This is a genomic window from Pseudohalocynthiibacter aestuariivivens, from assembly GCF_018457175.1.
Taxonomy (GTDB): Bacteria; Pseudomonadota; Alphaproteobacteria; order Rhodobacterales; family Rhodobacteraceae; genus Pseudohalocynthiibacter; species Pseudohalocynthiibacter aestuariivivens.
This window is the reverse complement of the sequence record NZ_JAGFNU010000001.1, coordinates 716557-728946: the sequence shown is the minus strand read 5'-3', so window position 1 is coordinate 728946 and position 12390 is coordinate 716557. Positions and strand designations below refer to the sequence as shown.

The following is a 12390-nucleotide window of genomic DNA, read 5'->3' as shown; positions in this document are numbered from 1 at the left end:
AATAAAAATTTGATTTTATTGAGTTACCGCGACATTCTGTCAGACATCAAGTCCAAGTCCATATTATGCGAAACATACGCGCCACTTGGATTGAGATTTTTGTTCTGGGAGGAATATAATGACATTGTTTACGAAACTTACGGGCGTCGCATTGGCCAGCGCCATGTTGGCTGGAACAGCCTTTGCACAGGAAATGACCTTTTTCCGTATTGGCACGGGTGGTGCGGGCGGAACTTACTTTCCGATCGGTGGCATAATCGCTAACGCGATTTCGAACCCTCCTGGGTCCCGTGCATGTGACGAAGGCGGGAACTGCGGCGTTCCCGGTCTTGTTGCTATCGCGCAATCCACAAACGCATCAGCGCACAATGTGAATGCGATCCAGGCTGGCCAGATGGAAGCAGGCCTTACAGGCGCCGCAACACTGCATTTTGCTTACAATGGCATCGGGAAATACGAAGGTGACGCAAAACCTGATCTTCGCGTTATTGCGAACCTGTTTCCCGAAGATTTGCACCTCGTTCTACCAAAAGGCTCAACGTTGGACGGGCTGGCTGCACTGGAAGGCAAACGCGTTGGAATCGCCCAGGCGGGTTCTGGTACGCAGATTGCTGTTGAGCTCATCCTTGGTGACCACGGCATAACCCGTGACAACATCGACGAAGCAGAGCTTAACAACAGCCAAAGCGCTGAGCGAATTTCTGACGGGCAGCTCGATGCTTATTTCTATGCTGCAGGTACACCCGTTGCAGCGATGATCCAGCTCGACAACACAAAAGGGATGGAACTTTACTCCTTCACCGAGGAAGAAGTGCGTCAGGCAAATGAAACCGTACCATACTATGTACCGTCAACAATTGCGGCTGGTGTATACCCCGGTGTAGCCTATGACGTTAACACTGTGGCGGTTTCAGGCATGCTTGTTACCAATGCAAACCAGTCTGAAGACCTGATTTACGAAATCACCAAAGCACTGTGGTCAAGCACAGCTCGCAAGTTGTTGGACAACGGTCACCCCAAAGGTCGTGCAATCACTCTGGAAACAGCATTGCTTGGTGTTGACGGTATCGGTGTTCCGTTGCACCCGGGAGCAGAGCGTTACTACCGTGAAATTGGCATGCTCGAGTAATCACTTTCTGATTTTCGTATACCGATAACCCCAAAACGAACGGCAGGCCGTTGCACAGCCTCGGCCTGCCCCTTTTAATCACCCCCCATCCGGAGTGACCAGTATGACTTCGCCTGCCCCACATGAACTTGACGCCAAAGCCCTAGAGGCGCTTGAGCGAAAATATGACTCGGCTCTTGCGACGCGGAACAACAGCCCTCAGCTGACCAAAGTCATGTATTGGGGAACGGTCGCTTTTGCCCTTTATCACCTTTGGACAGCAGGTTTCGGGACACCCGTTGATCATGTTCACATGGGAATTCACCTTTCCGGTTTGTTTATCTTTATATTCGTCGGCTTCCCGCTTTTAAAGCTTGCACAAAGCTACGAGCACCGCCCCGGACGCATTCTAGCCCCAGGCAACGTCCCGATTTATGATTGGGCAATCATGATCCTTGGCGTCTGCGCAGCTTTGTTCTTATGGCTTAGTTGGCGCGGTTTAGATAGTTTTGGTCTGGCTATTCCTGAACAGGCGCTACGCCAAGGCAACCCAACCGGGCTTGATGTGTTTTTCGGATCTGTTCTGATTTTGGCAGTCCTTGAGATTGCACGGCGCACCATCGGATTTGTGCTGCCAATGATTATCAGCGTCTTCATGATCTACGCCCTGTTTGGCCCTTACATGCCCGCTCAGATTTTGCGCCATCCGGGGGTCGACTGGCACCAGTTCGTAAACAACATGTATTTCCCGGCCGAAGGTATCTTCGGCGTCACGCTCTGGGTTGTTTCGACGGTCGTTTTCCACTTTGTGCTGTTTGGCGTTGTTGCCCAGCGCATGGGGCTTGGTCAATTTTTCGTCGACAACGCCATGATCGCAGCAGGCCGCTACACGGGCGGGCCAGCGAAAGTTTCAGTGGTTTCATCCGCTTTCTTTGGCACGATATCCGGCTCTTCCATCGCCAATACGGTTTCGACCGGCTCGCTCACGATTCCGAATATGAAAAGAATGGGCTACCCCGGCCATTTCGCTGGTGGTGTGGAGGCGGCCGCAAGTGCAGGTGGGCAAATTACACCGCCAATTATGGGGGCTGCCAGCTTTCTGATGGCCGAGTATCTTGAGGTGCCATACACAACAATCGTTATTGCCGCGATCGTTCCTGCGATGATGCACTACATCGGTGTCATGTCGATTGTTCATTTCACTGCTAAACGTCTTAACCTGCCGACATACACGAAAGATGAATTACCCAATCTCATCAAAGTCTGGCGTGAAGGCTGGTTCACAATTATTCCGTTGATCGCTTTGCTGATTGTTCTGTTCTCTGGTTATTCCCCAAATATGGCTGCGTTCATGGGTCTCAATCTTTGTGTCGTCGTCGGGTTTTGTGCCTTGGACAAACCCAAAACCTTGATCGTTCCCTTCGCCTTGCTGGGTTTCATTTTCTGGAAAGCGTCCCCCATGAGCGGTGAAGGATTTTCGCCAAATTTGGCGGGCGTTCTTGCCGCGCTCACAATACTTGGTTCACTTCATCGCAATGAGCGTCAGAATTTCCGCGATCTCTTTGATAGCTTCCATGTCGGCGTTCAATATGCGCTCGCCGTGGGCGCGGCTTCGGCAGCTGTTGGAATTGTCGTTGGGGTTATCAACACAACTGGTGTGGGTTTCCGCCTCGGCTTTATGGTGACCAATGGCGCCGCTGATATGGCTGCTGTCCTTCATCCGTTACTTGGGTGGATTCCTTCTGAGGCTTTCTCACAAGCCGGAATTCAGCAGTTCCTATCACTCGTGCTGATAGCAATCGCCTGTATCTTGATGGGAGCTGGCTTGCCGACGACGGCGCTCTATATCATGCTGGTATCTGTCGCGCAGCCAGCACTTTCGCAACTGGGTGTTCCCGCGCTCGCAACGCATATGTTCGTACTTTACTATGGGGTTATTTCCGAGATTACGCCGCCGGTCTGTGCCTCAGCCTATGCAGCAGCTGGTATTGCCGGCTCAAACCCGTTCCGCACCGGTATTAGTGCGTTCACACTGGGGCTGGGAAAACTAATGGTGCCGATGGTTTTTGTCTACGCACCAACGATGCTGATCGTTCTGCCCGAATACTTCACGTTACTGTCCTTCCTGCAGGTTTCACTGACCTGCGCGGCTGGTGTCTTTGTAATCGCAACAGCGGTCTCAGGTTTCTTTTTAACCCCTCTGAATGGCATCTGGCGCGTTATTGCGGCCATTGGCGGGCTGTTTCTGGTGGCCCCGTCTGGTCAAAGCGATCTGATTTCGCTTGTTCTTTTGGTTCCGGTGTTTTTACAACAGCAACTTCAGGTTCGAAAAACAATCAACGCGTGAGCCCAGAATGAAAATTGAAACTCAGTCCCCTCCTGTAACCGTTGTTGGTGCGGGTATAGTGGGAATTTGCACGGCGCTCGCTTTGGTTGAACGTGGTGCAAGCGTAAAACTGATTGATCGGGATGAACCTGGGCAGGGCGCGTCTTTTGGAAACGCCGGGGTCATTTCACCCTGGTCTGTCGTACCCCAATCCCTTCCCTGGCTTTGGAAGAACATCCCAGGCTGGTTGATAGACCCCGAAGGCCCAATTCGGCTACCGCTAAGCTATATGCCGCGATTTCTGCCTTGGGGCGTTAGATTTCTTTATGCCGGACGTGCAAAACGCGTGCGCGAAATTTCAGATGCAATGGAGACATTGAACACTTCAAACATTGAACTATTCAGAAGACACCTTGCTGGTACGGGCCATGAAAACCTGATCGAAGACAGCTACTACGTTCACGTGTACCGCAATCCAAAACAAGCAAGCGTTGCGGGCCTAAGTTGGGATTTACGCCGTGAAAAAGGTGCGCAGGTAGAAGTCGTTGACGGTGAAGCACTACGTCGGTTGGAACCAGCGATATCGCCTGACTACAAGGCAGCGATACTAATAAAGGGTCAGGCACGCGCACGCGACCCCGGACGGATTGGACAAGTGCTGACAGAAAAGTTCTTGTCTCTTGGAGGGGAGGTTTTGCGCGCAACAGTCAGGGGTCTTGAAAAATCTGACAACACGTGGCTGATCACCACTGATCAGGGGGCCTTTCCTGCGGAAAAGATCGTGGTTGCTGCAGGTGCCTGGTCGGCAAACCTTTTAAAACCGCTGGGTCTCAGCATACCGCTTCAGGCCGAACGCGGATACCATATCATGTTTGAAAATCCCGGTGTTGAGCTGAACAATTCCGTCATGGATGCGGACTTCAAATTCGTTTCAAGTTCGATGGAGGGCGGCCTTCGCTCTGCCGGAACAGCAGAGTTTGCAGGGCTAGACGCCCCCCCCACAGAGAAGCGGGCACAGATGCTGATTGGACAGACGAAAAAAATGCTACCTGACCTCAATACAGAAGTGACGAAAAGCTGGATGGGTGTGCGCCCGTCATTCCCTGACAGCCTGCCTGCAATTGGGCCCATTCCCGGGCAGAGCGGTCTATTTGCAGCCTTTGGCCATAGCCACTACGGGCTGATGATGGCTCCCAAGACAGGTGAACTGGTGGCTGACGCGGTGCTAGAGGCACGGAGCAATACAGAGCTTTCGCCTTATCGGATCGATCGGTTTTAGCACTTCCCCTTACAGACGGACCAAGTGAATGATTTATCAAGGTGGACAGAACATCTGTGGTGTTTCAATCGGGGTATTATGCCTTGATTCAGGTTTTCCAAAACCACCGGGACATATCAAAAACCCATCAAGCCTTCCATTTCCGGTGCTCTACGAAACGGTTGTCGGAGCATCGATAAAAGACTTGCTGGCAAACCCCTCACCCGAATTCCTTGCACCCTTTATCAAAGCGGCACAGCATCTAGAACGGGAAGGAGCGCGTGCGATCACCGGTAGTTGCGGTTTTCTTGCCATTTTTCAGCAAGAACTGTCCGATGCTGTAAACATTCCTGTCTTCGCCTCAAGTCTTATTCAAATTCCTTTGGCCTACAACATTGCCGGGCGCAAAGGCCCGGTTGGCGTTTTGACTGCCTGCCGCGAAAGCCTGACTGACAGGCATTTCGAATCTGTTGGCGCTGCAGGCATTCCCGTTGCGGTTCAAGGCATGGAACATCAGCCCGAGTTCACCGAGGTAATCCTACAAGGCAGACGCAATGCGATGGATCTGAACAAAATCGCGGCCGAAGTGCTCGAATCTGCCACTGAACTGGTCCGTAATAATCCCGACATGCGGGTATTGGTTCTGGAATGCACCGATATGCCACCCTATGCGCATCTTCTGCAGAAGCACCTGAAAATGCCGATCTTTGACCTGACTACATTAACGGCGATGGTACATGAAACGGTTACCCGCGCACCCTATCCGGGCTTCATGCCTTATGAGTAAATCCTCAAACGGCAAAACTATCAACGAAGCTGAACAAATCCGGAAAGAACCTCTTTGATCTGCGCACGTGCGGGATTTTCAGGTAGGTGAACTGCATAGCAAGACAACACAATTTCCGGAGCACGCCTGACAAGGTACAATTCTCCCTTTGATAGTGGTTCTTCCAGCATGTTTACAGGGAAATATCCGATCCCGCCGCGTTTCGTCAGATAACGCAGCCCCATCATCGCGTTTCCAAGGAAAATATGCTGCTGGCTACGCTCTGGCAGGATATCCTGCAACTGGGCCTGGTATTGCGCCCCAAGTTCTAGGTTCATGAAAAGTGGGAAGTCACCATCCTCGAAGTCCGATGCCTTGTCTGACACAAGCAAAAGCTTTTCTGGGGGCAATTCCACCACACCAAACCGCGTTCCAACGGGGGCATCATTGGTAATTGCAATATCGACCAACTGTTGGCAAACCGCCTCGTGCATGTTCATCGAGTGATCGTAATTAAGCGTCATGGGCAGCTTGCCCAGCTCCGTCTCAAGCCAGATTGCAACGTCCACCAAAAGCGGGTCCCAAATGCTAAGCTGCGTCCCCAAACGCAATGAAAGGCGGTTTTTATACTGGCCGGACAGTTCGACACGCACGTTGCTCCATGTTCTCAGCATCTGCTCGGCGTAGGGGCGAAACTGACGGCCAGAGGCCGTAAGGCGCGTTCCACCCGGCCCGCGGCTAAACAGCTGCGTACCCAGCGTCTCTTCCAGCGCCTTGATCCGTGCGCTTACGGCTGTTTGAGTGACGTTCAGATGCTGCGCGGCACCATGAAAGCCGCCAAAATCAGCGATTGCTAGAAATGTTTCAAAGTTTCTGATCTGCATAACTGAGAAATATTATTGTTCGAATTGATTAAATCAATTCATTTTTTTTGTTACTCAACTAACGTTAATGTTTTCTCAACGCTAACAAAGGAAATGCAGATGCTAGACAAAAGCCACAAACCCACCTGGACCAGCTTTGAAAACGCAACCAAGGAAGACTTCCTTGCGGTCATGGATTATGAAGATGACTACAATGCCGGTCTTGTCGACAGGTTGCTGGACAGCATCAGGTCACTTGACGAAGAGTGGACCCCCTACCCGGTCAACCGCTACCAGCATTGTCTGCAATCAGCGACCCGCGCGCATGAAGACGGTGCTGACGAAGAAATTATCATCGCAGCGCTTATCCACGATGTTGGCGATATCCTGTCGCCCTACAACCACGGAGAGCTGGCTGCGGCGATCCTGAAACCCTACGTTTCGGAAAAAGCTCACTGGATCATTCAGCATCACTGCGTTTTTCAAGGGTACTACTACAACCACTTTCTGGGCGGTGATCGGAACGCGCGTGAAAAGTACAAGGACAGCCCATACTATGAGGACTGCAAGTATTTCTGCCATACATACGACCAGACCTCTTTTGACCCCAATTACCCAACCAAACCACTGGAGTTCTTTGAGCCTATGTTGCGTCGGGTCTTTTCAAAAGGCGAGGGCCATATGGAACTGAACGAAACGCTGGACGACAGCGCAACAGCAACAACAGCGGCTGAGTAATCCGACTAATTTGAAATTGAGGCTCCCTGCTGCTGCCCAAAGGCAGCAGCAGGGAGCCTCGAATGCCCGACCAGAAGTTAGGGACGATGACCGGGCATTGGCGTCGCGAGCTCCCATAATTCGAACCGATGGGATTCGCTAAAAAACATTAACTAAGAACGAGCTGGCCTTTCATATTTGGATGGAAGGTGCAAAAAAATGAGCCAACCATGTCCTCGGTCACTGCGAGTTCTGCGCTTTGGCCCTGCCCAAGCTCCCCTGTATCCCAGTCCCCACTTTCAGCAGTCGCCGTATGTGGGCTCAGATCACGGTTCGTCCACACGATCCGATCGCCGGGATGCACTGAAATCGTTTCGGGAACAAAAGCAAAGTTTACAATATCAACCTCGTGCAGTTTCGAGGATTCATGCGCCCGCCCTTGCCGAGAAAAAACAGCCAACGCGATGGGCAAAGCCATCGCATTGGTTAGGATTTGACGTCTTGAAACTTGCCTCATTTCAGAGAGCTAACCATGCTTTCAGCATGGCCTTCGTGGACTTTGAAGATTTCAAGACCTTGCTGGAACAACGCTTTCACTTCGGCGTTGTCGATGCTTGGGATGAAAGTGTTTTCGACAAGGTCGTTAACCGCCTTGTGATAGGCTAGTTCGTTCGACGCGTAAGCCATATCAAACTCTTCCGCTCTGAGGGCTGCAAGATCATTGATGATCACCTCGGCGTTCTCATTCAGGGTTTGGCTAAAATCATTGTCTTGCGCCTGTGCACCAAGCTTTTCGAGCAAAGCGAGCGCGGCTTCGTTGACCGCTTCATGGTCGTTGATCATCGTTTGCGCAAAGTTGCGCACTTCGGGGTTTTGCGAAATGGCGAGCGCCAGATGTGCATAACGAATGTCGATGTTGTCAGCGGTGTATGCAACATGCGCGATTTCCAGATCGTTTAGTTCTGATGGTCCGCTTGCGTGTACAGCACCCATGCCAGTGGCAGTAGCGATAAGTACGGAAAGAATAGTGGCCTTCATTTTGGTTTCTCCCAATGTGTGTCAACGTAATCAACAAACGCCAATTAAGTTGAACTTAGAATGCCGTGGGGTTCAAAGTATCTGCTCAATCGTTCAGAACTCTGGACGAAAACGATTTAATCTGTAATGTGAAATCTATGTTAGATTTGCTCAGCGATATCCTCACCCGCTTGTCCGTCAAGGGAACACTTTACTTCCGCACCAGCTTTACGGCGCCTTGGGGTGTGGAAGTCCCTGCCTTTGAAAATGTTGCGAGGTTTCATTTTGCACATCGCGGAAACTGCATCATTCGCCTGACGGAGACCGGTGAAACCGTGAAAGTAGCGCAGGGCGATCTTGTCATCATCCCACATGGCGTGGGCCATAGCCTTTACTGCCACACAACATTGCCGGAAAACGTTATGAAGCTGGACAGGGTTTTGGAAGAATCCGGTTACACCGGCGAAGGCGTTTTGGTGCATGGCGGCCCGGACGAGGAACATGAAGCTCAGTTAATCTGTGGGCATTTTTCGTTCGCTCCGGGGTCGCGTCACCTGATCATTGAACGCCTGCCATCCTTTGTTCATATCCAAAACTATGGCGAAGATGCTGGCACCTGGATGGAGGCAACCTTGCGTGTGATCGGCAACGAAGCTGGAGTCGCACGGTTAGGGGGCGATCTTATTGCACTCAAGATGTCCGAAGCAATCTTTGCCCAGGCCATTCGCGCCCATATCGAAAAGCAGGCCTCTGATGACACAGCCCTGTCCGGCTTTGCTGACCCGCATCTATCGCGTGCCCTAACAGCATTTCACAAGGACCCAGCAAAGAATTGGAGCGTCGAAAGCCTTGCACGGGTCGCGGGTTTATCACGCACGGGATTTGCCCAGCTTTTCGCACGCAAAATGACAGTGACACCCATGCAATATCTGACAAGCTGGCGCATGCAGATCGCCCGACAGGGCCTTGCAGAACGCAACCTCAATGTGTCGGACGTCGCGGAACTGACAGGTTACGCTTCGGAATCTGCATTTTCGAGGGTGTTCAAGAAAGAGGTTGGGCTAACACCTGCCGCATTCAGATCAGTTCACTAAGTTTCATAATCAGAAAAAGCACGCTCGTTCTCTATTCAGATATGAACTGAACGATCTGCATAATATTGCGTACGTTCTGGCTTTGATCGTACAAACTTCTGATCATAAATTCCACTCACGTCGAGACGACGTCCGACCGTATCTTTATTTGAACTCACGAATGGAAAATGATCATGTCCCTACGTTTTGTAACAAAAACCATCCACGCATACCTGGACTATCCCGTCGCTATGGCCCTAATCACACTCCCTTTTGTCCTTGGTCTTGGGGATAGTAACGTGTTCGCACTCTGGCTTTCTGTCGTAACTGGTGTCGCCGCTTTTGTTCTGACCCTTTTGACAGACCACCATTTGGGTGTTGTCCGCATACTGCCCTATAAGTTTCACATGGGTGTTGACTTGGCAGTTGGTCTGACTTTCCTGGCTGCGCCAACACTTTTTGGCTTTAGCGGAATTGACGCACTTTTCTATTGGCTGAATGGCGCTGCAGTTGTCACTGTAATTTCGCTTCATAAACCAGAAGAAAGCGTTGTTTCAGTCTGATCCACAGCCTGCCAAGTTACAACTTGAAAGCGCGCCCAGACTTTTGAGGCGCGCTTCTTACCTAAGACTATTGCTGTTTTCGGTATTCATGTACAGGGAGCCCTCCAAGCTCCCAGTCTTCGATTTCCACAACATCGATCACCACAAATATCGTTGCAGGTGATTTACCCAAAACATCCACCAGCAAATCGGTCGCTCCTTTTATAAGCCGGTCTTTGTTTTCGAGTGTCGTTTTTTCTGGGGTTAGTTAGATATTAACGTAAGATATATCTGGTCCTTTCAGACGGTTTCGGAACTCTTTAAAATATCAAAGACCTTTGAGATGATCTGCCAGAGTCTGTAGTGCTATATGAGGGTCAAAAAACCTGTGGAATAGAGATCGGCAAATGCCAGTTCAGGCTGACACGTAGGTTAAGAGAACTGGAACCTAACGGCGTCGTTATAAGGGATGTAAACCCAGCGTCGACGCCATCGGTCGAGTATTCACTGGCCGACCTTGGCGCAGAGCTGGTCCCGCGAACGAGGCAATCGTGAATGTCGGACATTCGTTGAAGGAACGGCACGGTAAAATAACTTGCCGTACCGTACGAAACGCAATGAGACAATCTATGACTTAGCAGACAAAGCAGCGCGAATTTTTTCAGCGTTTGCTTTCAGAACCTCAGCATCTTCCATATTGCCGGGAGGACGCAACCGGACCCCTTCGAAACGCGGCAACACGTGGTAATGCAAGTGGAAAATTTCCTGACCTCCAGCAGTCTCGTTAAATTGCTGAACTGTCACACCGTCCGCCTCAAACGCTTGCATCATGGCTCTGCTGATTTTTTGCACAGTGTTCAAACAAGCAGCCATCTGCTCAGCCGACGCATCCAGCATATTCCTAGCCGGTGTCTTTGGAATCACCAGAACATGCCCGTCCGCGCGTGGCATGATGTCCATCATGGCAAGCGTTTCACTATCTTCATATACACGCATGGAGGGAATTTCATCCCTCAGTATTTTCGCGAAAACATTGTCGCTGTCATAACTCATTTTTCAAACGTCCTTGATTTTGCTGTTGGCCCTAAGCTGGCTGTTTTGACTGGAAATTGCAATTTGGTTCAACTCATTTTTTGTATCCAGAACGCGTAACACCGCAGTTTCTGACTGAGTTTTACCAAATGTACGTTCCTGTCTTGTATTGACGCGTGCAACTTGGAAACGACCTGATAATCGTTCAGAATTTCAGGAATTGATTGTGCAGCTTACACAGTCAAAACCTTAACAATTTACTAATCGTTGAGAACCTTGTTGCCAATTCATGGCAGTTAATGAAAATTAAATGAAAGACGTTTCCCCTGACGCGTTTAATCTGCTTATCTATCCATGACCTAGATACCAAAGGAGGCACCACTCAATGGATCTGGCAGTCATTCTTATTTCGCTCGGAACCCTCTTCGTTGCCGGGCTTGCCGCTGATCAGGTAGGGCATCAGACACGTCTGCCACGCGTCACGCTTTTACTGGGCTGCGGTATCATCGCGGGCGGCGCTGGTTTTGATGTCATCCCAACCGAAGTTGAAGCCTGGTACGAGTTTCTTTCAATCGTGGCATTGACCATGGTCGCTTTTCTGCTTGGCGGATCCTTGACAACAAAAAATCTGAGAAAGCATGGAAAACCAATTGTCGCAATATCGGTTTCTATTGTGCTTGCAACGCTTGCCATTGTTAGCGTTGGGCTTTGGTTGCTGGGAATGGACATAAAAATTGCCCTGCTTCTTGGTGCTATCGCGACAGCAACTGACCCCGCAGCAACCCAAGATGTCATACGCCAGTCCGGCGCAAAGGGCGCATTCCCGAAAACACTGAAAGGTATCGTTGCGATCGACGATGCGTGGGGTTTAATCGCTTTCAGTTTGATTGTCGTAGTTGTGCATCAATTAAACGGAAGCGGCGACGCAGAGATACTTTCTGGCGTCGCCCGCGAACTTGGTGGTTCAATCCTGCTTGGGGCTGTAATCGGGTTTCCCGCCGCATATCTAACAGGGCGACTAACAGGGGGAGAACCGTTGCAAATCGAAGCGCTCGCTCTTGTCTTTCTAACTGCGGGGTTTTCGATCTGGCTGGAACTTTCATACTTGATAAGCGGCATGACTGTTGGTGTGATAATCGTTAATCGGGCACGCCACCATAAACGCGCTTTCCATGAAATAGAACATATCCAATGGCCCTTTATGATCCTGTTTTTCATTCTTGCGGGCGCTTCGCTGGAACCCGCTATTCTTATCAAGATTGGGTGGATCGGGGTTGCCTATGTGGTTTTCCGGTGCGTGTCCCGAATTGTGGGTGGATGGTTTGGTGCTCAGGTTGCTGGCGTACCAAAATCTGAGCGCCCGTGGTACGGTGCCGCGCTGATGCCGCAAGCCGGGGTGGCGGTTGGTATGGCATTGGTCGCAAGCAAACAGTTTCCGGACTGGGCTGAAACAATCATGGCACTCACAATTGGAACGACGGTCTTTTTCGAAGTTCTGGGACCTGCGGCAACGTCGTTTGCCATTGGTCGTGTGAACACAGCCAGGGGTCAGGACCTGAAAGATTCTGAGGCCACTTAAAAGCTTTCGGCTTGAACTAATTTTTTAGCGCGTACGAAAACCAATCATAAATTGTTTGTCGTACGTCCTGATCAAAAGCGGACCGCCTGAGTGCCGTTTCACCCCACCC

13 protein-coding genes and 1 pseudogene are annotated in these 12390 nt (G+C 50.7%); 9 read left to right on the top strand and 5 right to left on the bottom strand.

The annotated features are described in order from the left end of the window. Positions 1–118: 118 nt before the first annotated feature. The 4 genes from J4E70_RS03620 (at position 119) to J4E70_RS03605 (ending at position 5479) form a co-directional block, all read left to right on the top strand. Positions 119–1129, top strand: coding sequence for a TAXI family TRAP transporter solute-binding subunit (locus J4E70_RS03620; RefSeq protein ID WP_213887680.1), 1011 nt, complete (start codon positions 119–121; stop codon positions 1127–1129). A 103-nt stretch (positions 1130–1232) separates the two neighbouring features. Further along, positions 1233–3455 carry a TRAP transporter permease gene (locus tag J4E70_RS03615; protein WP_213887679.1) on the top strand — a complete coding sequence of 741 codons (2223 nt, stop codon included), beginning with the start codon at positions 1233–1235 and terminating at the stop codon, positions 3453–3455. Between the two features lie 7 nt (positions 3456–3462). Continuing rightward, a complete protein-coding gene (locus J4E70_RS03610) occupies positions 3463–4713 on the top strand; it encodes an NAD(P)/FAD-dependent oxidoreductase (RefSeq protein ID WP_213887678.1) in 1251 nt (416 codons plus the stop codon). 28 nt (positions 4714–4741) lie between these two features. Beyond that, on the top strand, positions 4742–5479 hold the full coding sequence (locus J4E70_RS03605; RefSeq protein ID WP_213887677.1) for an aspartate/glutamate racemase family protein: 738 nt from the start codon (positions 4742–4744) through the stop codon (positions 5477–5479). Positions 5480–5499: 20 nt separating this feature from the next. Here J4E70_RS03605 and J4E70_RS03600 read toward each other — a convergent pair whose 3' ends face one another. Further along, entirely contained in the window at positions 5500–6342 is an 843-nt protein-coding gene (locus J4E70_RS03600) for a LysR family transcriptional regulator (protein WP_213887676.1), read from the bottom strand. Positions 6343–6441: 99 nt separating this feature from the next. Here J4E70_RS03600 and J4E70_RS03595 point away from each other — a divergent pair, with 99 nt between their 5' ends. Continuing rightward, positions 6442–7059: an HD domain-containing protein gene (locus J4E70_RS03595; protein WP_213887675.1), complete on the top strand. Its 618-nt coding sequence runs from the start codon at positions 6442–6444 to the stop codon at positions 7057–7059. A 148-nt stretch (positions 7060–7207) separates the two neighbouring features. Here the strand turns inward: J4E70_RS03595 and J4E70_RS03590 are convergent, their stop codons facing one another. Continuing rightward, positions 7208–7555, bottom strand: coding sequence for a cupredoxin domain-containing protein (locus tag J4E70_RS03590; RefSeq protein WP_213887674.1), 348 nt, complete (start codon positions 7553–7555; stop codon positions 7208–7210). After that, entirely contained in the window at positions 7552–8076 is a 525-nt protein-coding gene (locus J4E70_RS03585) for a DUF4142 domain-containing protein (RefSeq protein WP_213887673.1), read from the bottom strand. Before J4E70_RS03585 ends, J4E70_RS03590 begins: the two co-directional genes overlap by 4 nt. Positions 8077–8213: 137 nt before the next feature. Here J4E70_RS03585 and J4E70_RS03580 point away from each other — a divergent pair, with 137 nt between their 5' ends. Together J4E70_RS03580 and J4E70_RS03575 are read left to right on the top strand one after the other, a co-directional pair. Continuing rightward, positions 8214–9149, top strand: coding sequence for an AraC family transcriptional regulator (locus J4E70_RS03580; protein WP_213887672.1), 936 nt, complete (start codon positions 8214–8216; stop codon positions 9147–9149). 173 nt (positions 9150–9322) lie between these two features. Further along, positions 9323–9691: an SPW repeat domain-containing protein gene (locus tag J4E70_RS03575; RefSeq protein ID WP_213887671.1), complete on the top strand. Its 369-nt coding sequence runs from the start codon at positions 9323–9325 to the stop codon at positions 9689–9691. Between the two features lie 67 nt (positions 9692–9758). Here J4E70_RS03575 and J4E70_RS03570 read toward each other — a convergent pair. Next, positions 9759–9920: pseudogene (locus J4E70_RS03570) on the bottom strand (tautomerase family protein); the annotation flags it as partial. Positions 9921–10033: 113 nt separating this feature from the next. On the opposite strand from J4E70_RS03570, the gene J4E70_RS19670 reads away from it, so the two are divergent. Continuing rightward, positions 10034–10225: a winged helix-turn-helix transcriptional regulator gene (locus J4E70_RS19670; protein WP_213887670.1), complete on the top strand. Its 192-nt coding sequence runs from the start codon at positions 10034–10036 to the stop codon at positions 10223–10225. A gap of 72 nt (positions 10226–10297) precedes the next feature. Here the strand turns inward: J4E70_RS19670 and J4E70_RS03560 are convergent, their stop codons facing one another. Continuing rightward, positions 10298–10723 carry an HIT family protein gene (locus tag J4E70_RS03560; protein WP_213887669.1) on the bottom strand — a complete coding sequence of 142 codons (426 nt, stop codon included), beginning with the start codon at positions 10721–10723 and terminating at the stop codon, positions 10298–10300. Between the two features lie 364 nt (positions 10724–11087). Here J4E70_RS03560 and J4E70_RS03555 point away from each other — a divergent pair, with 364 nt between their 5' ends. After that, the gene (locus J4E70_RS03555) at positions 11088–12281 is read left to right on the top strand and encodes a cation:proton antiporter (RefSeq protein ID WP_213887668.1); all 1194 of its coding nucleotides are present in this window, start codon (positions 11088–11090) and stop codon (positions 12279–12281) included. Positions 12282–12390 lie beyond the last annotated feature (109 nt).

Excerpts from the sequence above, each read along its gene's own strand:
- J4E70_RS03575 (WP_213887671.1), top strand. The coding sequence starts at position 9,323 with ATGTCCCTACGTTTTGTAACAAAAACCATCCACGCATACCTGGACTAT.
- J4E70_RS03620 (WP_213887680.1), top strand. The coding sequence starts at position 119 with ATGACATTGTTTACGAAACTTACGGGCGTCGCATTGGCCAGCGCCATG.
- J4E70_RS03595 (WP_213887675.1), top strand. The coding sequence starts at position 6,442 with ATGCTAGACAAAAGCCACAAACCCACCTGGACCAGCTTTGAAAACGCA.
- J4E70_RS03590 (WP_213887674.1), bottom strand. The coding sequence starts at position 7,555 with ATGAGGCAAGTTTCAAGACGTCAAATCCTAACCAATGCGATGGCTTTG.
- J4E70_RS03555 (WP_213887668.1), top strand. The coding sequence starts at position 11,088 with ATGGATCTGGCAGTCATTCTTATTTCGCTCGGAACCCTCTTCGTTGCC.
- J4E70_RS03610 (WP_213887678.1), top strand. The coding sequence starts at position 3,463 with ATGAAAATTGAAACTCAGTCCCCTCCTGTAACCGTTGTTGGTGCGGGT.
- J4E70_RS03585 (WP_213887673.1), bottom strand. The coding sequence starts at position 8,076 with ATGAAGGCCACTATTCTTTCCGTACTTATCGCTACTGCCACTGGCATG.
- J4E70_RS03605 (WP_213887677.1), top strand. The coding sequence starts at position 4,742 with ATGATTTATCAAGGTGGACAGAACATCTGTGGTGTTTCAATCGGGGTA.
- J4E70_RS03560 (WP_213887669.1), bottom strand. The coding sequence starts at position 10,723 with ATGAGTTATGACAGCGACAATGTTTTCGCGAAAATACTGAGGGATGAA.
- J4E70_RS03580 (WP_213887672.1), top strand. The coding sequence starts at position 8,214 with ATGTTAGATTTGCTCAGCGATATCCTCACCCGCTTGTCCGTCAAGGGA.
- J4E70_RS03615 (WP_213887679.1), top strand. The coding sequence starts at position 1,233 with ATGACTTCGCCTGCCCCACATGAACTTGACGCCAAAGCCCTAGAGGCG.
- J4E70_RS03600 (WP_213887676.1), bottom strand. The coding sequence starts at position 6,342 with ATGCAGATCAGAAACTTTGAAACATTTCTAGCAATCGCTGATTTTGGC.